The organism is Burkholderia sp. SCN-KJ (assembly GCF_024656005.1).
In the GTDB taxonomy this organism is placed as follows: Bacteria; Pseudomonadota; Gammaproteobacteria; order Burkholderiales; family Burkholderiaceae; genus Burkholderia.
The window spans coordinates 127,156-147,477 of sequence record NZ_JANKOG010000015.1 but is presented as its reverse complement, the minus strand read 5'-3'; the positions used below and the strand labels follow the sequence as shown (position 1 = coordinate 147,477).

Annotated in this window: 18 protein-coding genes, 1 tRNA gene and 1 pseudogene; 5 read left to right on the top strand and 15 right to left on the bottom strand. The window is 65.3% G+C overall.

Annotated features, from left to right (window positions below; genetic code table 11):
- The first annotated feature begins 293 nt into the window (after nucleotides 1-293).
- Nucleotides 294-2,504, top strand: coding sequence for a hypothetical protein (locus NQV17_RS23940; RefSeq protein ID WP_257774123.1), 2,211 nt, complete (start codon nucleotides 294-296; stop codon nucleotides 2,502-2,504).
- Between the two features lie 82 nt (nucleotides 2,505-2,586).
- Here NQV17_RS23940 and NQV17_RS23935 read toward each other — a convergent pair whose 3' ends face one another.
- From NQV17_RS23935 to NQV17_RS23875, 13 genes are all read right to left on the bottom strand, one after another.
- Nucleotides 2,587-3,000 carry a MerR family transcriptional regulator gene (locus NQV17_RS23935; RefSeq protein WP_257774122.1) on the bottom strand — a complete coding sequence of 138 codons (414 nt, stop codon included), beginning with the start codon at nucleotides 2,998-3,000 and terminating at the stop codon, nucleotides 2,587-2,589.
- A gap of 61 nt (nucleotides 3,001-3,061) precedes the next feature.
- Nucleotides 3,062-3,448: an integration host factor subunit alpha gene (locus NQV17_RS23930; protein ID WP_006486093.1), complete on the bottom strand. Its 387-nt coding sequence runs from the start codon at nucleotides 3,446-3,448 to the stop codon at nucleotides 3,062-3,064.
- 72 nt (nucleotides 3,449-3,520) lie between these two features.
- Nucleotides 3,521-5,950, bottom strand: coding sequence for a phenylalanine--tRNA ligase subunit beta (gene pheT / locus NQV17_RS23925; RefSeq protein WP_257774121.1), 2,430 nt, complete (start codon nucleotides 5,948-5,950; stop codon nucleotides 3,521-3,523).
- A gap of 96 nt (nucleotides 5,951-6,046) precedes the next feature.
- The gene (pheS, locus tag NQV17_RS23920; RefSeq protein WP_006753318.1) at nucleotides 6,047-7,060 is read right to left on the bottom strand and encodes a phenylalanine--tRNA ligase subunit alpha; all 1,014 of its coding nucleotides are present in this window, start codon (nucleotides 7,058-7,060) and stop codon (nucleotides 6,047-6,049) included.
- Nucleotides 7,061-7,209: 149 nt separating this feature from the next.
- On the bottom strand, nucleotides 7,210-7,569 hold the full coding sequence (gene rplT / locus NQV17_RS23915) for a 50S ribosomal protein L20 (protein WP_004192938.1): 360 nt from the start codon (nucleotides 7,567-7,569) through the stop codon (nucleotides 7,210-7,212).
- Nucleotides 7,570-7,599: 30 nt separating this feature from the next.
- Nucleotides 7,600-7,797, bottom strand: coding sequence for a 50S ribosomal protein L35 (rpmI, locus tag NQV17_RS23910; protein ID WP_004191477.1), 198 nt, complete (start codon nucleotides 7,795-7,797; stop codon nucleotides 7,600-7,602).
- A gap of 190 nt (nucleotides 7,798-7,987) precedes the next feature.
- Entirely contained in the window at nucleotides 7,988-8,512 is a 525-nt protein-coding gene (gene infC, locus NQV17_RS23905) for a translation initiation factor IF-3 (RefSeq protein WP_071734130.1), read from the bottom strand.
- Between the two features lie 49 nt (nucleotides 8,513-8,561).
- Nucleotides 8,562-10,469, bottom strand: coding sequence for a threonine--tRNA ligase (gene thrS, locus NQV17_RS23900; RefSeq protein ID WP_257774120.1), 1,908 nt, complete (start codon nucleotides 10,467-10,469; stop codon nucleotides 8,562-8,564).
- A 273-nt stretch (nucleotides 10,470-10,742) separates the two neighbouring features.
- A tRNA-Val gene (locus tag NQV17_RS23895) sits at nucleotides 10,743-10,819 on the bottom strand.
- Between the two features lie 96 nt (nucleotides 10,820-10,915).
- Entirely contained in the window at nucleotides 10,916-13,150 is a 2,235-nt protein-coding gene (locus NQV17_RS23890; RefSeq protein WP_257774119.1) for a bifunctional (p)ppGpp synthetase/guanosine-3',5'-bis(diphosphate) 3'-pyrophosphohydrolase, read from the bottom strand.
- A gap of 39 nt (nucleotides 13,151-13,189) precedes the next feature.
- On the bottom strand, nucleotides 13,190-13,543 hold the full coding sequence (locus NQV17_RS23885) for a RidA family protein (RefSeq protein ID WP_006758848.1): 354 nt from the start codon (nucleotides 13,541-13,543) through the stop codon (nucleotides 13,190-13,192).
- A gap of 81 nt (nucleotides 13,544-13,624) precedes the next feature.
- On the bottom strand, nucleotides 13,625-14,521 hold the full coding sequence (locus tag NQV17_RS23880; protein WP_257774118.1) for an alpha/beta fold hydrolase: 897 nt from the start codon (nucleotides 14,519-14,521) through the stop codon (nucleotides 13,625-13,627).
- 132 nt (nucleotides 14,522-14,653) lie between these two features.
- Entirely contained in the window at nucleotides 14,654-15,559 is a 906-nt protein-coding gene (locus tag NQV17_RS23875; protein ID WP_044846050.1) for a LysR family transcriptional regulator, read from the bottom strand.
- A 138-nt stretch (nucleotides 15,560-15,697) separates the two neighbouring features.
- Between NQV17_RS23875 and NQV17_RS23870 the strand changes: the two genes are divergently transcribed.
- From NQV17_RS23870 to NQV17_RS23860, 3 genes and pseudogenes are all read left to right on the top strand, one after another.
- Entirely contained in the window at nucleotides 15,698-16,255 is a 558-nt protein-coding gene (locus tag NQV17_RS23870; RefSeq protein ID WP_257774117.1) for an ester cyclase, read from the top strand.
- Nucleotides 16,256-16,266: 11 nt separating this feature from the next.
- Nucleotides 16,267-17,280, top strand: a complete 1,014-nt coding sequence (locus tag NQV17_RS23865) for a polysaccharide deacetylase family protein (protein ID WP_257774116.1) — start codon at nucleotides 16,267-16,269, stop codon at nucleotides 17,278-17,280.
- A 46-nt stretch (nucleotides 17,281-17,326) separates the two neighbouring features.
- Nucleotides 17,327-18,040 (top strand): annotated as a pseudogene (locus NQV17_RS23860) (SDR family oxidoreductase).
- A 103-nt stretch (nucleotides 18,041-18,143) separates the two neighbouring features.
- Here the strand turns inward: NQV17_RS23860 and NQV17_RS23855 are convergent.
- Both NQV17_RS23855 and NQV17_RS23850 read right to left on the bottom strand, forming a co-directional pair.
- Entirely contained in the window at nucleotides 18,144-18,785 is a 642-nt protein-coding gene (locus NQV17_RS23855) for a CoA transferase subunit B (protein WP_044846054.1), read from the bottom strand.
- Between the two features lies 1 nt (nucleotide 18,786).
- Nucleotides 18,787-19,491 (bottom strand): CoA transferase subunit A, encoded by a 705-nt coding sequence (locus tag NQV17_RS23850; RefSeq protein WP_044846055.1) that lies wholly within the window; start codon nucleotides 19,489-19,491, stop codon nucleotides 18,787-18,789.
- A gap of 223 nt (nucleotides 19,492-19,714) precedes the next feature.
- Here NQV17_RS23850 and NQV17_RS23845 point away from each other — a divergent pair, with 223 nt between their 5' ends.
- Nucleotides 19,715-20,260 carry a PAS and helix-turn-helix domain-containing protein gene (locus NQV17_RS23845; protein ID WP_257774115.1) on the top strand — a complete coding sequence of 182 codons (546 nt, stop codon included), beginning with the start codon at nucleotides 19,715-19,717 and terminating at the stop codon, nucleotides 20,258-20,260.
- Nucleotides 20,261-20,322 lie beyond the last annotated feature (62 nt).

Genomic DNA, 20,322 nt, shown 5'->3' with positions numbered 1-20,322 from the left:
GGACACGGCCTTCATCCGGCACGAAACCCGGCGTCAACCCACGCCTACGCCGGGTTTTCCGATCCGGCGCAATGCGCGCCGCCCGCCTCGACCGCAAAACCAAACGACCGTTTGATATTCCCGCCCCGACGCTGCGAATCCTTTGCCCTGTCGTGCGCCGGCCGGTGTTGCCCGCACGCCCGCTGTTTGGTAACGCCGCTCTAGCGCGCTATGCCACACTGCACGGCATCGACGACCGCGCCGCGCATCGATCGCGCGCCCTCGCCGGTCACGACAAGACATGGAGACAGACGATGCGGAATTCGGTCCGGCGCGGCCATCGCACGCCCTTGGCAAGTTTCGACTGGATGGCCGGCCCGCGACGCGCGGCCGCGCCGGTTTCACACGGCACCGCCCGCGCGCTCGGCTGCGGCGCGCTTGCGCTCGCGCTGCTCTGCACCGGCTGCGCGGAACCGGCCGCGCCGCGCGACGGCAACGCATCGGTCGCATCGACGAAGATCGAGCGCGCCAAAGCCGAACGCCTCGCCCGCGAACAGCAGCTCGCCCGCACGGTGCCGTCGCTCGCGTCGATCAACCTCACGCAACCGCGCCCGTTCACACTGCGCGATTCCGGCCAGAACGGCGCGATGACGTTCCTGCGCGATGTCGATTTCCGCATCGTCAACAACCTCGGTTTCTTCATCCATCAACTGTCCGCGACGCTCGTGCCGACGCAGGCCGGCGCCCCCATCGTGTTCGACGACCCGACGAGCTTCGAGATCGACGTACACGAAGGCGCGGTCACGCTCGACAACGCAAAGCTGACTGCGCTCTTCGACACTTACATCTTCGGTTACCGCAACGCGCCGCTGCGCAAGCTCGCCGTATCGGCCGGCGACGGCGTGATCCATCTGCAGGGCGAGATGCAGCGCGACGGCTGGGTGCCGTTCTCGCTGACCGGCACGCTCGCGATCCGCGACGGCAGCCAGCTCGTATTCCACCCGACCGGCGTGCGCGTGTCGGGCATCAACGCGCAGCCGGTCATGCGCGCGGCCAACGTGAAGATGGCCGATCTGCTGAAGGTAGAAACACCAATCGCGCGGCTCGCCGGCGACGACCTCGTGATGTCGGTCGACAAGCTGATGCCGCCGCCTCGGCTGAAGATCCGGATCGCCGCGCTGCGCGTAACACCGGCCGGCCTCGACCTGACGCTCGACGACGGCTCGCATGCCGGCTTCGCGCTCCCCGCGAACGCGCCGCAACAGGCGATGTACATCCGCGGCGGCGACGTGAAATTCATGCGCTCGATGCCGATGAACGCCGATATCCTGATCGGCCCGGTCGATCCGACGAAGCGCGACCAGCACTTCGTGTTCGACCTGTACCACTATCGCGACCAGGTTTCGGCCGGCTATTTCAATTTCGACGAAAGCGGCGCGATGGCGATCCGGATGCCGTCGTACGCGGGCCCCGCGAGCGGCGCCGCGCTCGGCAATGCGGCCGCTCGCCTGAACGACAGCTTCCTCGCCGCGCAGCAGAATGCGTTGCGCGACTCGCGCCAGCACTGGGAAGCGTTTGCACTCGCGGCCAGCGCGCCGCAACCCGGCATGCAGAAAGTCGCGATGCGGCGCTCGTCGACCACCCCGTTCAACGAACGGCACGTGTCGAACCGCAACCCGACGATCCACCTGCACAACGTCGACTTCAACCTGTCCGGCGACATCGGCTTCCATGTCGAGGACCTCGACGTGCAGCTGATCGCGAAACGCCCGGGCGAACCGGTCGACCTCGACGATCCGAACCAGTACGACATCCGCATTCTCGGCGGAACGGTGGTCGAATCGTGGAAGGCGATGTCGGCGCTCTTCAACAACTACCTGCTCGACTACTCGCCGCGCTCGCTGAACGACCTGCAGTTGAGCGCGGATGGCCAGGAACTGCGCGTCCAGGGCGGCATCAAGCTCTGGAATCACGTGCCCGGCGTGTGGCTGCCGACCGACATGAAGGGCACGCTGTCGGTGCTCGACGACCGGCACCTCGCGTTCAAGCCGGCGCAGGTATCGGTGCTCGGCATCCCGCAGGCGAAGCTGCTGCGCTCGCTCGGCATCGAGCTCGCGTCGCTGACGCCGCTGCAGCGCCGCGGCGCGGAGTTGCGCGGCGACACGCTCGTGCTCGACCAGTACACCGTGTTTCCGCCGCCCGTATTGAACGGCAAGCTCGGTCAGGCGACGGTCGAACGCGACGGGCTGCGCCTCACGTTCCGGCGTGCCGCCGACGCGCCCGCGCCGAAGCGGCCGCAGATCGACGCGCCGAGCTACATGTGGATGGAAGGCGGCGACATGAAGATGTTCAACGTGCTCGAACTGAACGTGCGCGCGTTGATCCGGAACTCGGCCGAGACCGGCCCGATGCGTTTCGACCTGTACGGCTACCGCAGCCAGGTCGCGCAGGGTTCGGTGCGGATGCTGCCGGACGGCACGCTGGTCGTCGACATGGGCAAGCCGAACCCGCTCGCGTCACGCTGACCCGCCGAGCGCGAACCCGCGTGCATGAAAAAACCCGGCGGCGCATCGCCGACCGGGTTTTTTGTTGATTCGAGCGTTGCGCTCAGTCGTGTTTGAGTCCGTCGATCACGTCGAGGAGCGCCTGCCGCAACGCGACCACGTCGACCGTTGCGCCCGACTTCGCCGGTGCCCGCGCATCGGCGGCCGGCGCGTCGGGCTCGACCGGTGCGGCGGAAGCGCGTTCGCCACCCGGCGAATCGAGCCGGTTGCGCGCGCCGTTGATCGTGAACCCCTGTTCGTACAGCAACTCGCGGATCCGCCGGATCAACAGCACTTCGTGATGCTGATAATACCGGCGATTGCCACGCCGCTTCACCGGCCGCAACTGCGTGAATTCCTGTTCCCAATAACGCAGCACGTGCGGCTTGACCCCGCACAGTTCGCTGACTTCACCGATCGTGAAATAGCGCTTCGCGGGAATCGGAGGCAAGACGACTTTCTCAACCGTAGTGGTCATCGTCGGTTAACCGTCGGTAAAGAATGCGCGGCGGCCGCGCGGAGACTTCGACGCGCGGGCGTTACTCCGCGCCGTTTTCGACCAGCGCCTTCAGCTTCTGGCTCGCGTGGAAGGTTACCACCCGGCGGGCCGCGATCGGAATCGCCTCGCCCGTCTTCGGGTTGCGGCCCGGACGCTGCGGCTTGTCGCGCAGCTGGAAGTTGCCGAACCCCGACAGCTTGACGCTTTCGCCGTTTTCGAGCGCGTCGCGGATCACTTCGAAAAACGCCTCGACCATGTCCTTCGCTTCACGCTTGTTCAGCCCGACGCTGTCGAACAGCAGCTCCGCCAGCTCCGCTTTCGTCAGCGTCGGCGTCTCGGTGGACGCCGGCGCCGAAGCGTCGCGGTTCATGGCGCTGCGTTGCGCCGTCAGGAGGGCTTCGAATTCACTCGAGGTCATGTCGTTCATATCTGCCATACAGCGCGTTAAACCAAAACTCACGATGGGGAAGCGCCACCCGCGAACGGGCGGCCCCTCTCCTTAGCCGCGCAGGCGGGCACCCGCACGAGCCATCCGCTCGACCAGCGTCTGGATCGCCTGATCGACGACCTCGTCCTGTAGCGTGCCAGCCGCATCCTGCAGCGTCACGCGGAAGGCAAGGCTCTTCTCGTGCGCGGCAAGGCCACCGGAAGTATTTGATTTTGCACGAAATTCGTCGAAGAGTACAACCTTCTGAACGAATCGGCAGGCGTCTTCGGCCAGCGCCTTCTTCATTTCGTCGAAAAGTGCCTGAACCTCGACCGCCTGATCGACGACAACGGCGATATCGCGCCGCACCGGCGGGAATTTCGACACGTCGGTCGGCGCCGGCAGTGCACGCGCGATCAGCGCATCCGCGTCGATTTCGAACATCACCGGCGCGTGCGGCAGCTCGTACTTCTGCATCAGGCGCGGATGCAGCTCGCCGATCCAGCCGACCGCGCGGCCATCGACTTCGATGCGCGCACTGCGGCCCGGATGAAGGGCCGGATGCTCGGCCTTCACGAAACGCGCGGCGGCCGGCGCGAGCAGCGCCTCGAGATCACCCTTCACGTCGAAGAAATCGACCGCGCGGGTCGCGACGCCCCACTGCTCGTCGACTGCCGGGCCGTACGCGAGCGCGCCGACACGCTTCGGCTGCGTGTAGCCTTCGACGGTCAGCTCGCCGGCCTTCACCGACGAATCGGCGAGGAACACGCGGCCCGTCTCGAACACGCGCACGCGATCCGCGCGACGGTTCAGGTTGTGGCGCAGCACCGAGATCAGGCTGCCGAACAGCGTCGTACGCATCACCGACAGCTGGCTCGCGATCGGGTTCAGCAGGCGGATCGGAGTGTCGTTGCCGGCGAAGTCGTGCTCCCACTCCGCATCGACGAAGCTGAAGTTGACCGTTTCGGCATAGTCGCGCGCCGCGAGCGCGTGACGGATGTCGTGGATCGAGCGCCGCGTCTCGTTGGTCGCGCGCATCTCGCTCGTCGCGACCGGCGGACGCGCGGGAATCTTCTCGAAACCGTAAATGCGCGCCACTTCCTCGATCAGGTCTTCCTCGATCTCGATGTCGAAGCGGTGCGACGGCGGCGTGACCAGGAACGCGTCGTCGTCACGCTCGAACGGCAGGCGCAGGCGCGTGAAGATGTTCGCGATCTCGTCGGCATCGATCTTCACGCCGATGATGCGGTTCGCGCGCGATACGCGCATCTTCACCGGCGCGCGCTGCGGCAGGTTCACCGCCTGGTCGTCGACCGGGCCGGCCTTGCCGCCGCAGATCTCGAGAATCAGCTGCGTGATGCGCTCGACGTGTTCGACGGTCGTCGCGTAGTCGACGCCGCGCTCGAACCGATGGGCCGCATCGGTCGAGAAGTTGTACTTGCGCGCGCGGCCACGGATGCTGTCCGGCCACCAGAACGCGGCTTCCAGGTAGATGTTGGTCGTATCGAGCGTGACGGCCGTGCTGTCGCCGCCCATGATGCCCGCGAGGCTTTCGACCTGACGGTCGTCCGCAATCACGCCGACCGTTTCGTCGAGCTCGACCGTGTTGCCGTTCAGCAGCTTCAGCGACTCGCCGCGCTTGCCCCAGCGCACTTCGATGCCGCCGTGGATCTTGTCCAGGTCGAACACGTGCGACGGCCGGCCGAGCTCGAACATCACGTAGTTCGAGATGTCGACGAGCGCCGACACGCTGCGCTGGCCCGATCGCTCGAGGCGCTCGACCATCCATTGCGGCGTCTTCGCATGCGCGTTCACGCCGCGGATCACGCGACCCGAGAAGCGGCCGCACAGATCGGGCGCAGCGATGCGCACGGGCAGCGTTTCGTCGAGCTCGACGCGCACCGGACGGATATCGACCGGCGTCAGCGGCGCGCCGGTGATCGCGGCCGTCTCGCGCGCGATGCCGAACACCGACAGGCAATCGGCCTTGTTCGGCGTCAGCTTGATTTCGAAGATCGTGTCGTCGAGATTGAGCGTATCGCGGATGTCCTGGCCGACCGGCGTGTCTTCCGGCAGGATCAGCAGGCCGCTGTGGTCCTCGGACAGCTTCAGCTCGCGCGCCGAGCACAGCATCCCCTGGCTCTCCACGCCGCGCAGCTTCGACAGCTTGATCGCGAACGGCTTGCCGCCCTCTTCCGCCGGCGGCAGTTCCGCGCCGACCAGCGCGACCGGCACCTTGATGCCGGGCGCCACGTTCGGTGCGCCGCACACGATATTCAGCGTCGCGCCGGTGCCGGCGTCGACCTGGCAGACATTGAGCTTGTCCGCATCCGGATGCTTGACGACTTCGAGCACGCGGCCGACGACGATCTTCGACGTCGGCGGCGCAGCCTTGCTCAGCGATTCGACTTCGAGCCCCGCCATCGTCAGCGCGTGCGACAGTTCGTCGGTCGTCAGCTGCGGGTCGACAAAGGTTCTCAACCAGGATTCAGGGAATTGCATGGATGTCTACGTTCGAAACAGGTTAGATCGGCGCCCGGCCCCCGGCGGAAACGTCCGGCGGGGCATGCGCGGGCACATGTCGGCGCGGCGCGTGCGTTATGCGAACTGGCGCAGGAAACGCAGGTCGTTCTCGAAGAACAGCCGGAGATCCTGCACGCCGTAGCGCAGCATCGTCAGGCGCTCGAGGCCGCTGCCGAACGCAAAGCCGATGTAGCGCTCGGGATCGAGGCCCATGTTGCGGATCACGGTCGGATGCACCTGCCCCGAGCCCGAGATCTCGAGCCATTTGCCGGCGTTCTTGCCGTGCTCGAACATCATGTCGATCTCGGCCGACGGTTCCGTGAACGGGAAATACGACGGACGGAAGCGCACGAGGATGTCGTCGCGCTCGAAGAATTTCTTCAGGAAGTCGGTATAGACGCCCTTGAGGTCGGCGAAGCTGATGTTCTCGTCGATCCACAGCCCCTCGACCTGATTGAACATCGGCGAGTGGGTCGCATCGCTGTCGACGCGATACGTGCGGCCCGGCGCGATCACCTTGATCGGCGGGCGGTTCATGCGCGCGTAACGCACCTGCATCGGGCTCGTGTGCGTGCGCAGCAGCAGCTGGCGGCCGTCGGCATCCTTGCCTTCGACGTAGAAAGTGTCCTGCATCGAACGCGCCGGATGGTTCTCCGGGCTGTTCAGCGACGTGAAGTTGTACCAGTCGGTCTCGATTTCGGGACCGTCGGCCACGTCGAAGCCGATCGAGCGGAAAATCTGTTCGACGCGCTCCCACGTGCGCATCACGGGGTGCAGGCTGCCTGCGCCGGCGCCGCGGCCCGGCAGCGTGACGTCGATCGCCTCGGCGGCGAGGCGCTGGTTCAACAGCGCGTCGGCGAGCGCCTGGCGGCGTGCGGTCAGCGCGGCTTCAACCTGCTGCTTCGCGACGTTGATGCGTGCGCCTTCGGTCTTGCGTGCTTCGGGATCGAGCTTGCCGAGGCCCTTGAGCAACTCGGTCAGCGCACCCGACTTGCCGAGAAAGCGTGCTTTCTCGTTTTCGAGCGTGGTGATGTCGGCAGCCTGTTCGAAGGACTGCTGCGCGTCGGCGACAATCTGGTCCAGATCCATAGATCCCATCATTTCCAACGTCATTCGGTCTTGGCGAGCGAAACTGCTCCACCAAACAAAAAAGGGGCTCGGAAGAGCCCCGTTTTCGCTGCAGCGGCCGAGACTACCGGAACGTCGCTGCAACTAACCACGCAGTGCTAATTTCGCAATTAGGCTGCAACGGCGGCTTTCACCTGCTTGACGATCGCAGCAAAAGCAGCCTTGTCGAACACCGCCATGTCGGCCAGGACCTTACGGTCGAGTTCGATCGACGCCTTCTTCAGGCCGTTGATGAACACGCTGTAGGTCATGTCGTGCTGGCGAACTGCCGCGTTGATACGCGTGATCCACAGTGCGCGGAACACACGCTTCTTGTTGCGGCGATCGCGGTACGCGTACTGACCAGCGCGCATCACCGCCTGCTTGGCGATGCGGTAGACGTTATTGCGACGGCCGCGATAACCCTTGGCCAGGTTGATGATCTTCTTGTGGCGGGCCCGTGCGGTTACCCCACGTTTGACTCGAGGCATGTTTCTCTCCTTGGAGTATCAGTTGAGGGGTTACGCGAACGGCAGCATTGCGCGGACGGAGTTCAGATCGGAATCATGAACTGCCGTTGCGCCGCGCAGGTGACGCTTGTTCTTCGTGGTTTTCTTGGTCAGGATGTGACGCTTGAAGGCTTGACCGCGCTTGACGGTACCGCCCGGACGCACCACGAAGCGCTTTGCAGCACTCTTCTTGGTCTTCATCTTAGGCATGACGAACAACTCCAGTTTATTTGATGGCGATGGGTGTGCGGTTGGCTTGCGCCCTTGACCCGCCCTTCGAAACCCAGTCCACTTGTGTACGGCGAACCGCTTGCGCAGCCGCCGTCATTGTTGGCGCGCCGCCCTGACCGGGCCACGCACCGAACCACTTTCGAACCTGCGCGCGTGGCGCGCGGGCCCGTTACTTCTTTTTCTTCGGCGAGAGCACCATGATCATCTGGCGCCCTTCCATCTTCGGCATCTGCTCGACCTGGCCGACTTCCTCGAGATCCGTGCGCAGACGCTCGAGCATCCGCATACCGATTTCCTGGTGAGCCATTTCACGGCCGCGGAAACGCAACGTGATCTTCGTCTTGTCGCCCTCTTCGAGGAAGCGCACGAGATTGCGGAGCTTGACGTTGTAGTCACCGTCATCGGTACCCGGGCGGAATTTGACTTCCTTCACCTGGATGACCTTCTGCTTCAGCTTCGCTTCGTGCTGCTTCTTGGACTCCTGATACTTGAACTTGCCGTAGTCCATCAGGCGGCAGACCGGCGGAACCGCTTGCGGCGCGATTTCCACCAGGTCGACGTCCAGCTCTTCCGATTTACGGAAAGCATCAGCGAGTTTTACGATACCGAGCGGTTCGTTCTCGATCCCGACCAGACGCACTTCCGGCGCAGTGATTTCACCGTTGATGCGATGCGACGACTTATCAGTAGCGATGTTACGTTTCCTCTAAAAATTAAAAAAACGAGCCGCGCTGCCAGGGCGGTTACTTGAACGAGCGCAGGTCTTCCTGCAGACGCTCAACGAAGGCTTCGATCGGCATAACGCCAAGATCGACGCCGCCACGGGCACGCACGGCTACCGTTTGCGCATCACGCTCCTTATCGCCCACGACGAGGAGATAAGGCACCTTTTCCAGCGTGTGCTCGCGTATTTTATAGCTAATCTTCTCGTTGCGCAAATCGGCCGCCACTCTAACCCCTTGTTTTTGCAACGTTTGGGTCAGAGATTGTGCATATTCGGCCTGACTTTCGGCGATATTGAGCACAATTGCCTGGTACGGCGCGAGCCAGACCGGCATTGCACCGGCGTGGTGCTCGATCAAAATGCCGAGGAAACGCTCCATCGAGCCGACGATCGCGCGATGCAGCATCACCGGCCGGCGGCGGCTGTTGTCTTCCGCGACGTACTCGGCACCGAGGCGCTCCGGCAGCATCATGTCGAGCTGCAGCGTGCCGCACTGCCACGAACGGCCGAGCGCGTCCTTGATGTGATACTCGATCTTCGGGCCATAGAACGCACCCTCGCCCGGCAGCTCTTCCCACGACAGGCCGCAGGCCGTCAGCGCTTCGCGCAGCCCCTGCTCGGCACGGTCCCACGTTTCGTCGGAACCCATGCGCTGCTCGGGACGCAGCGACAGCTTGATGTCGATGTGCTCGAAGCCGAAATCGCCGTACACGCTCATCGCGAGCTTGTTGAACGCGATCGACTCGGCAATGATCTGGTCTTCCGTACAGAAGATGTGCGCATCGTCCTGCACGAAGCCGCGCACGCGCATCAGGCCATGCAGCGCGCCCGATGCCTCGTTGCGATGGCACGAACCGAATTCCGCGTAGCGCAGCGGCAGGTCGCGGTACGAGCGCAGGCCGTGCTTGAACACCTGGACGTGACCCGGACAGTTCATCGGCTTGATCGCGTAGTCGCGCTTCTCCGACTCCGTCGTGAACATGTTCTCGCGGTAGTTCTGCCAGTGGCCCGACGCCTCCCACAGCGAGCGGTCCATGATCATCGGCGTCTTGATCTCGAGGTAGCCGGCTTCGTTCACGCGGCGGCGCATGTACTGCTCGACCTGCTGCCACAGCGCCCAGCCCTTCGGATGCCAGAACACCATGCCCGGCGACTCTTCCTGCATGTGGAACAGGTCGAGCTGCTTGCCGAGCTTGCGGTGGTCGCGCTTTTCCGCTTCCTCGAGCATGTGCAGGTATTGATCCTGGTCTTCCTTCTTCGTCCAGGCCGTCCCGTAGATGCGCTGCAGCTGCTCGTTCTTCGAGTCGCCGCGCCAGTACGCGCCCGCGACCTTCATCAGCTTGAAGACCTTCAGCTTGCCGGTCGACGGCACGTGCGGGCCGCGGCAGAGGTCGGTGAAGCCGCCGTGCGAGTACAGCTTGATTTCGTCGCTTTGCGGAATCGATTCGATGATCTCGGCCTTGTATTTCTCGCCGAGGCTGCGGAAATAGCCGGCCGCCTCGTCGCGCGACACGACGCGGCGCGTCACCGGCTCGTCCTTCTTCGCGAGCTCCTGCATGCGCTTTTCGATCTTTTCCAGATCTTCAGGCGTAAACGGGCGGTTGTACGAGAAGTCGTAGTAGAAGCCGTTGTCGATTACCGGACCGATCGTCACCTGCGCATCCGGATACAGATCCTTCACCGCATAGGCGAGCAAGTGCGCAGTCGAGTGACGAATGATGTCGAGACCGTCGGCATCCTTGTCCGTGACGATCGCGAGCGATGCGTCGCGATCGATGACCGTGGACGTATCGACCAGCTCGCCATCGAGCTTGCCACCAAGCGCAGCCTTCGCAAGGCCGGGACCGATCGAGGCCGCAACCTCGGCAACTGTCACCGGATGCTCGTATTGTCGAACTGAGCCGTCAGGCAAGCGTATCGAAACCATAGCAATCTCCGTGATGCCGACAGTGGGCGGCAGACCAGGTACGCGCGATTAAAAATCACGCGCGAAAATTTCGCGACAAAAAAAATGCGGCCCCGCTTTCGAGGGGCCGCATTCGATACTTCACTCAAACTGAAAGGGCGAAAACGTTCCTCGACTAGCGTCGCTCCGAAGTAGTTTCGGTCAACGTTCGCGGTGTCATAACCGTATTCGCCTTGTTCGCGTTGAGTTTCTTTACTGCATCGAACACCCGGAGACCGGGCATTCTCAATTCGTTGGTAGGCTCGATTGGACTCGAACCAACGACCCCCACCATGTCAAGGTGGTGCTCTAACCAGCTGAGCTACGAGCCTAGAGAAGCTAAGATTATATGGAGCTAACGCAGACTTGGCAAGCGTTTTTATGCGGTCGCAGCAAAATGATCGTGCTCCAACCCCATTACAGGGGCGTCACGCCTTGCGCCCCGCCCGCACGACGCCCGGCACTTCGCCGAGCAGCGTGCACGCCCGCTGCACCTGCGCGGAATTCGACACCTCGACCGTGAACTGCATGAATGCCGCATTGCGGCGGCTCTGCGTCTTCACGCCCACCACGTTCATCTTCTCGCGCGCGAACACTTCGGAGATATCGCGCAGCAGGCCTTGCCGGTCGCTCGCCTCGATCATCAGGTCGACCGGATAGACGGACACGCCACGGCCGCCCAGCACGTCGGCCGACCAGGTCGTCTGCAGTACGCGCTCCGGCGCCCGCTCGGCCATCCGCCGGAACGTCGGGCAGTCGCTGCGGTGGATCGACATCCCCTTGCCGCGCGTCACGAAACCACTGATCGGGTCGGGCGGCGCCGGACGGCAGCAGCGCGCAAGCTGGGTCAGCAACGCATCGACGCCGACCACCAGCACGCCGGTCGACGCGCCGTGTGCGACGCTCGCCCCGCTGCTGCGCTTCTCGAAATCGGCGGGCGCCTCGGGCGCATGGTCGGGCGGCGGCGCATCGGACAGCGCGTGCTCGACGTTGCGCAGGCTGAATTCCTCCTTGCCGACGACCGAGAACAACTCATCGGGCGACTTGAAGCCGAGCTTCGCGGCCAGATTGTCGAGATTGACCGACGTCTTGCCTTCGCGCTGCAGCGTCTTTTCGACGAGCGCGCGCCCATGCGCGATGTTCTCTTCCTGCTCGATCGAGTTGAACCACGCACGCACCTTCTGTCGTGCACGCGAGCTCTTCAAATAGCCGAGCTGCAGGTTCAGCCAGTCGCGCGACGGCCCGCCCTCCTTCACCGCGACGATCTCGACCGTCTGGCCGTTCGCGAGCGACGTGTTCAGCGGCACCATCACGCCGTCGACGCGCGCGCCGCGGCAGCGATGGCCAAGCTCGCTGTGCAGGTGATACGCGAAATCGACCGGCGTCGCGCCCTGCGGCAGCGCGATCACGCGCGCCTGCGGCGTCAGCACGTAGATATGGTCGTCGTCGAGCGACGTCTCGCGCAGCTGCGCCCACGCCTTGTCGCCCGAGACTTCGGTGCCGTCCTCGACGTCGTCCTTCCATGCGAGCAGCTGGCGCAGCCACGCGATCTTCTCGTCGTACTTGTCGCTCGCCGAGAACTGGCCGCCATAGCCGCGCGCACCCGCTTCCTTGTAGCGCCAGTGCGCGGCGACGCCGTACTCCGCGAAGCGGTGCATTTCCTGCGTGCGGATCTGCACTTCGAATGCGCGGCCGTCGTCGCCGATCACGACCGTATGCAGCGACTTGTAGCCGTTCGGCTTGGGGCGCGAGATGTAGTCGTCGAATTCCTTCGGCACCGGCTGCCACAGGTGATGCACGATGCCGAGCACCGCGTAGCAATCCTTGATGTCCGGCACGATCACGCGGAATGCGCGCACGTCGTACAGCTCGGAGAAGTCGAGCTCCTTGCCGCGCATCTTGCGCCAGATGCTGTAGATGTGCTTCGGCCGACCGCTCACGTCGGCCGGGATGTGCGCTTCCGCCAGTTCGTGCTGCAGCCGCTCGATCGCCTGCGCGACGTACGCCTCGCGTTCGACGCGCTTCTCGTCGAGCAGCTTGGCGATGCGCTTGTAGGTGACCGGATCCTCGAAGCGGAACGCGAGGTCCTCGAGCTCCCACTTCAATTGCCAGATACCGAGACGGTTCGCGAGCGGCGCATAGATCTCGAGCGTCTCGCGCGCGACGTCGGGCGGCGGGTCGATCTTCGCCGCCGCGTAGTAGCGCAGCGACTGCAGCCGCGACGCCAACCGGATCAGCACCACGCGGATGTCCTGCGCGAACGCGAGCAGCATCTTGCGCAGCGCCTCGATCTGCGTGCGCCGCTCTTCCGCGGCGTCGCGCCCGGCGTCGGGCATCGCGTTCTGCGCGGCGCGCAGGCTCACGGTGCCGAGCCGCAGCAGCTTGCGCACGTCGGATACGAGCCGCGCAACCTCTTCGCCGAAGCGTTCGGTCAACTCCCGCTCCGGGTCGTTCAGGTGCGGCGTCAGCACGAACAGCGCGGCCGCCTGCATCGCGTGCGGGTCGACGTTCAGCGTGCGCATGATCGACGCCGTGCCCGCCGAATGATCGGCGAGCAACTCGCCCGTCGACAGGCGCGCGTCGCCGGCCCGCTCGCGCACGAACGCGAGCACGTCGTCGAACGACGGCGCCGCGACGGAAGAAGCGGAAACGGACTCGGTCATTGCACGGCCTGGCGTATTGCGGTCATCGCGATGCTTCGCTCAGCTCCGCTGCGCGGCGACGACGACGATCTCGACGAGCAGCGCCGGATCCGCGAGCTTCGCCTCGACGGTTGCGCGCGGCGGCGTATTGCCCGGCGCGACCCACGCGTCCCACTCCGCGTTCATGCCTTCGAAGTTCGCGAGATCCGAAATGTAGATCTGCACCGACAGCAGATGCGCCTTGTCGCTGTTCGCTTCGGCGAGCAGGCGGTCGATGTGGCCGAGCACTTCGCGCGTCTGGCCCTTGATGTCCTGGGTGGTGTCTTCGGCAATCTGGCCGGCCAGATACACGGTACCGTTGTGGATCGCGGTTTCGGAGAGACGGGCCCCAACGTGGTGACGAATGACTGCCATGGAATGTTCCGGTCGTGTGAGTGGGTGAAGTATCGGTGGCGACACGGCCCGCGTGCCGCCGAACCGCATATTATGACGCGTTTATGCGCCGCCTTCGACGAAAAACCGGCGGGCGAGCGCAATCTGGTCGGCGCTGATGAACGCCGGCGCATGGCCCGCGTCCTGGATCTCGGCTTGCGTCACGTGCCGGCCGCGCCGCACCATCTCGGCCGCCGTGTCGCGCGACAGCAGGTCGGAACGCTCGCCGCGCACGACCAGCAGCGACGCGCCGGTGGTCTCGATCGCGCGCCACAGCGCGGCCTCGCCGAGCGCGGCCAGTTCGGGCGTCGTCGCCTTGAACGGCTCCGCGATGCGCGGATCGTAGCGCATCGTCCAACCGCCGTCGGGCAGCTCGCGCAGCAACGGCCCATTGATCTCGCGCCATTCGTCGCCGCTCAACGCGCCGAACGGCAGCGACAGCGACGTCAGATAGTCGATGCCCTCCTGCTCCGTCGCGAAGCGCGGCTGCACGCCGAGATATTCGCCGATGCGCGTCAGCGAATCGGGCTCGATGCGCGGGCCGACGTCGTTGACGATCATCCGGCGCAGCGGCGAACCGGGCAGCCCCGCGAGCGCCATGCCGATCAGCCCGCCCATCGACGTGCCGAACCAGTCGACCGACTCGACGTCGAGCCGCGCGATCAGCGTCACCATGTCGGCCACATATTGCGGAATCGCATAAAGCCGCGGATCGGCGAGCCAGTCGGAGCGCCCGCGCCCGACCACGTCGGGGCAGACGACGCGATACGTATCGGACAGCGCAGCGGCGAGCCGGTCGAAGTCGCGCCCCGAACGGGTCAGGCCGTGCACGCAGACCAGCACGCGCGGATTGCCGGGGTCGCCCCATTCGGTATAGGCGACGTGGTGAAGGCCTGCGGCGCTCGCACACTGCACGCGTCGCTGACGGGGAACCGGAGGATTCGCTGAGGTCGTTGGCATCGTTGGCATCCTGTCGAACGTGGACGGTGCGGCGGGCAATGCTTGCGCCGCCCGATGCAAACGATTGTAAACCGCTTCTTAACGACGGGTCGTCACGCGCCTGCGGTCATCCGGCGCATCGTTCGCACCGGCTCACGCGCCGCGGCGCCACGAGGCGCGCAACTGCTCGCGCAGAAAGTCGACGAATGCCCGCACGCGCAACGGCACGTGACGCCCGCCGGGATAGACCGCGTGAAGCGGTGCCGCGGGCGCGGCGAATGCCGGCAGCACGCGGACGAGCCGGCCCGCATCGAGGTCGGCACCGACGTCCCAGATCGATTTCAGCGCAATGCCCGCGCCCTCCAGCGCCAACGTACGAGCCGCACCGCCGTCGTTCGTCAGCAGCGCGGCCGTCACCTCGACCGCAACCGCGCCCTGTACGCCGTCGAACCGCCACTCCGCACGCGGCTGGTCGCCCATCACGATGCATCGGTGCATGCGAAGCTCGGCCGGATGAGCCGGCAGCCCGTGCACGGCGAGATAGCTCGACGACGCGCACAGCACGCGATGATTCGGCGCCAGCTCGCGCGCGATCATCGTCGAATCGGCGAGGCTGCCGATCCGCACGGCAACGTCGATGTCCTGCGCGAGCAGATCGACGATCGCGTCGGTCAGCATCAGGTGCACGGTCAACTCCGGATGTTGCCGCTGAAACGCGGCGACGAGCGGCGCGATCCGCAGCCGGCCGAGTTCGCCGGGCGCCGTCAGGCGCAGCACGCCGCTGACCGTGCCGCGACGATCGCTCATCAGCGTTTCGGCGCGATCGACCTCGGCCAGGATGCGCAGCACCTGCGCATGGAACTGCGCACCGTCGTCGGTCAGCGTCTGCTGTCGCGTCGTCCGGTGCAGCAGACGCACGCCGAGCTGCGACTCGAGATGCGCGAGCCGCTTGCTGACGACGGACAGCGACAGGTCCAGCTCGCGCGCCGCCGCGGACAGGCTGCCGGCCGACACGATTCTCGCGAAGGTATCGAGCGCCGGGAGATCGTCGATCAGCATCGCGGCACCCGTCTCGCGTCGACCTTTCCTTTTTTCGAATAATCCATTCGCCTTTAGACCGTATTTGCGTTCAGAACGGAAACCTACCATACCTGTTCCGCGTCGTCCCGCGACGCCATTCACAGGACATCCGAAACCATGTCGATCCACCTTCCTTCGATCGTGCGCCCGATCGCCCGCGTCATCGCCGCAGCGGCGTGCGTCGCCGCGCTGTCGCCTGTCGCGGCCCGCGCCGCCGACCTTCTCGATCCACACGGCCTGACCGTCGCGACCGACGTGCCGGCTACGCAGGCGCGTGCGCAGATCCTCGCCGCGCGTCGCTACGGCACGTTCTGGGATACCGGTGATGCGACCCTCGCCCGCGCCGCACTCGCAGCCGATTTCGTCGACCGGACGTTGCCGGCCGGCCGTGAACAAGGCGTAGCGGGGCCACTCGCGGCGTCCAGGACGATGCGCACGGCCATCCCGGACCTGCATTGCGACATCGAACAGATGATCGTGGCGGGCGACCGTGTCGTCGTGCACCTGCACTTTCGCGGCCATTTCACCGGCACGTTCAACGGAACGACCGGAAGCGGACAGGCGATCGACTTCATCGCGACCGACATCTACCGCATCGACCACGGCCGGATAGCGGAAAACTGGCACATCGAGGACAACCTGACGCTGATGCGTCAGCTCGGGCTCGTCGGCTGACGGAGGGGACGATGACTGACAGCGACTACGATTCTTCGGCGATGCGTCCGGCGCGCCGCAAGTTTCTTGCGCAAGCAGGCGCCGGGGCGGCCGCCGGCATCGCGCTGGCCGTGGGCACCTCCCGGTCGGCAACTGCCGCGCCGATAGCGGATGCCGCAGGGACGAACGCCAGCGGGTTCTGGCCGAACGACACACGGCTCGTCATCTCGATCTCGATGCAGTTCGAGGCCGGCGGACAACCGCCCAAGGGCGCGGACAGCCCGTTCCCGTCCGTCGAGTTTCCACCGTCGGTCCCGGTCGACCTCGCGTCGGCCACGTGGTTCGCATATGGCTACCGTGAAGGGATCCCGCGTCTTCTCGACCTGTGGGACCGGCATGGCGTGAAGGTCACGTCGCACATGATCGGGGAAGCCGTGCGCCGGCATCCCGAGCTGGCACGTGAGATCGTGTCGCGCGGCCACGAAGCGGCCGCGCACGGCCCGACCTGGCGGTCGCAATTCGCGATGAGCCGCGACGACGAGCGCCGCTTCCTCACCGAAGCCCGCGACATGGTCGAAGCGGCGACGGGACGGCGCCCGGTCGGCTACAACTGCAACTGGCTGCGGCGCGGGCCGCACACGCTGCCGCTGCTGCAGGAACTCGGCTACGTGTATCACATCGACGACGTCAGCCGCGACGAACCCTTCATCGAAACCGTCGACGGCCGCGATTTCGTGGTCGTTCCATACACGTTACGCAACAACGACATCCTGCTGATCGAAGGCCGCAACTACTCGCCGACGATGTTTCTCGAGCAGATCAAGCTCGATTTCGACCAGTTGTACGCGGAAGCCGGCCAGCGGCGGCGATTGATGTCGATCAGCGCGCACGACCGGATCAGCGGCACGCCGCAGATGGTCCGCGCCTGGGACGCATTCCTGCACTACGCTCGATCGCATCCGGGCGTCGCCTTCATGCGCAAGGACGACATCGCCCGCTTTGCGCTGCGCAGCCCGTCGACGTTGCGCGAAGCCGAAACGATCTGACCGGATTGCGCTCACCTGCTCACCCCCTCACCTCGGAAGGACCACCATGAACGATTCACTCGACGGAAAGAAGGTACTCGTCGTCGGCGGCAGCTCCGGCATCGGTGCCGCCGCCGCGAGCGCATTCGCACGACTCGGCGCCGTCGTGACGATCGCATCGCGCGACCCGGACAGGGTCGATGCAGATGCCGCGCCGGGCGCGCAAGTACGCACCGAAGCGCTCGACATCACGGATACGGCGGCCGTCGATGCGTTCTGCGCGCGTGCCGGCTAGTTCGACCACGTCGTGATTTCGGCCGCGAAGACAGCGACGGGCCCGGTCCGCGCACTGCCGCTTGCCGACGCGCAGGCCGCGATGGACAGCAAGTTCTGGGGCGCATACCGCGTCGCACGCTCGATCGATATCGCACCCGGCGGTTCGCTGACGTTCGTGTCGGGCTACCTCAGCGTGCGACCGAACGCGTCGTCGGTACTGCAGGGGGCCATCAACGCGGCACTCGAGGCGCTCGCCCGCGGCCTTGCGCTCGAGCTGTCGCCCGTGCGGGTGAATACCGTATCACCGGGCCTGATCGCGACGCCGCTGTGGGACAAGCTCGCCCCCGATGCGCGCGACGCGATGTACGCGGGCGCCGCGCAGCGCCTCCCGGCACGCCGCGTGGGCCGGCCGGAGGACGTCGCGAATGCGATCGTGTATCTGGCGGCAACGCCTTATGCAACCGGCTCGACGGTGCTGATCGACGGCGGCGGCGCGATCGCGTGATTAGCGTGATTCGGGTGACGTATGCGGTCATGACAAAACGCCCCGCGTTCCACAGGGGAACGCGGGGCGTCGAGCGCCGAGCGTCGAGCCGGAAGGCCGGCGCTTACGCGACCGCGCTCACGTCGAGCGGCGCGCCCGTCTTCGCCTGGATCTCTTCCGCGCTTACGCCGTCGGCGAGTTCGAGCACCTTCAGGCCATTGGGCGTCACTTCGATCACGCCGAGATCGGTGATGATCAGGTCGACCACGCCGACACCCGTCAGCGGCAGGTTGCATTCGTCGAGGATCTTGTGCTGGTCGCCCTTCGCGACATGCTCCATCAGCACGACGACGCGCTTCACGCCCGCGACGAGGTCCATCGCGCCGCCCATCCCCTTGATCATCTTGCCCGGGATCATCCAGTTCGCGAGGTCGCCCTTCTTGCTGACCTGCATCGCGCCGAGGATCGCGAGGTTGATGTGGCCGCCGCGAATCATCGCGAACGAATCGGCCGACGAGAAGATCGACGAGCCCGGCAGCGTCGTGACGGTCTGCTTGCCGGCGTTGATCAGGTCGGCGTCGACCTCGTCCTCGGTCGGCGACGGGCCGATGCCGAGCAGCCCGTTCTCCGACTGCAGCCACACTTCGACGCCTTCCGGCACGTGGTTCGCGACGAGCGTCGGCAGGCCGATGCCGAGGTTCACATAGAAGCCGTCCTGCAGTTCCTTCGCCGCGCGCGCGGCCATCTGGTCACGATTCCAGGCCATGTCAGTCTCCTTTCGCGCGTACGACGCGTTGTTCGATGCGTTTTTCGGGCGTCGCGTTCAGCACGATGCGCTGCACGAAGATCCCCGGCGTGTGGACATGATCCGGATCGAGTTCGCCGTTCTCGACGATCTCCTCGACTTCCGCCACGGTGATCTTGCCCGCCATCGCGCACATCGGGTTGAAGTTGCGCGCGGTGCGGCGATAGATCAGGTTGCCGGACTTGTCGGCCTTCCATGCCTTCACCAGCGCGACGTCGGCCGTCAGCGACGGCTCGAGCACGTAGTGGCGATCGCCGAACTGACGCGTTTCCTTGCCTTCCGCGATCACGGTGCCGTAGCCGGTGTTCGTGAAAAAGGCGGGGATGCCGGCGCCGCCCGCGCGCAGCTTCTCGGCGAGCGTGCCCTGCGGCGTGAATTCGAGCTCGAGTTCGCCGGCCAGGTACTGGCGCTCGAACTCCTTGTTCTCGCCGACGTACGACGAGATCATCTTCCTGATCTGGCGCGTTTCCAGCAGCAGGCCGAGACCGAAGCCGTCGACGCCTGCGTTGTTGCTGATGCAGGTGATGCCCTTGACGCCGGAATCGCGCAGCGCCGCGATCAGCGCCTCGGGAATCCCGCACAGGCCGAAGCCGCCCACCGCGAAGGTCTGTCCGTCGCGGACGATCCCTTCCAGCGCGGCGGCCGCGCTTGGATAGACTTTGTTCATCTGTATGTCCCTTCCTCTATGGAAACCAGCAAAACCGGTTCACGCGCCCACTGGGCCGCAAGCCCGCCGCATCATTCTATGCATGCACGGCGATACCTGCGTCGAGGCGCGCTGTTTTTATATCGCGGCACACCGCCGCGAGATGCCTGAAAGGGTACGATGTGACGCCGATACGGCACAATACGCAAAAATACATAAGCATTTGCCTCCGCTTGCCCGCGCCATGCCCGCTCTCGATTACCAGACTGCCTTTCACCTCGCGCCGCTCGGCCTCGTGATGTCGCGCGACCGCGTGATCGAGGACTGCAACGACGCGCTCGCGTCGATCTTCCGCTGCACGCGGGCCGATCTGATCGGGAAATCGTACGAGGTGCTCTATCCGTCGCCGGACGAATTCCAGCGCATCGGCGAGCGCATCTCGCGCGTGATGATCGCGAACGGCATCTACGCCGATGACAGAATCATGAAACGGGCCGACGGCGAGCTGTTCTGGTGCCACGTGACGGGCCGCGCGCTCGACCGCACCGCGCCGCTCGCAGCCGGCGTCTGGACCTTCGAGGACCTGAGCGCGACGCGCCGGGTCGCCGTCGAGCTGACGCCGCGCGAACGCGAGATCGCCGCGCAACTCGCGACCGGCAAGACCAGCAAGCAGATCGGGCGCGTGCTCGACATCAGTTCGCGCACGGTCGACATCTATCGGGCGCGGCTGATGCGCAAGTACGGCACGAACAATACGCCGGAGCTGCTGCAGCGCCTGCTCGGCCAGTAAGACGCGCGCCGGAATGGCAATCGGCCGCGTGAAGCGGCCGATTCGGGAGATCATCGGGAAAT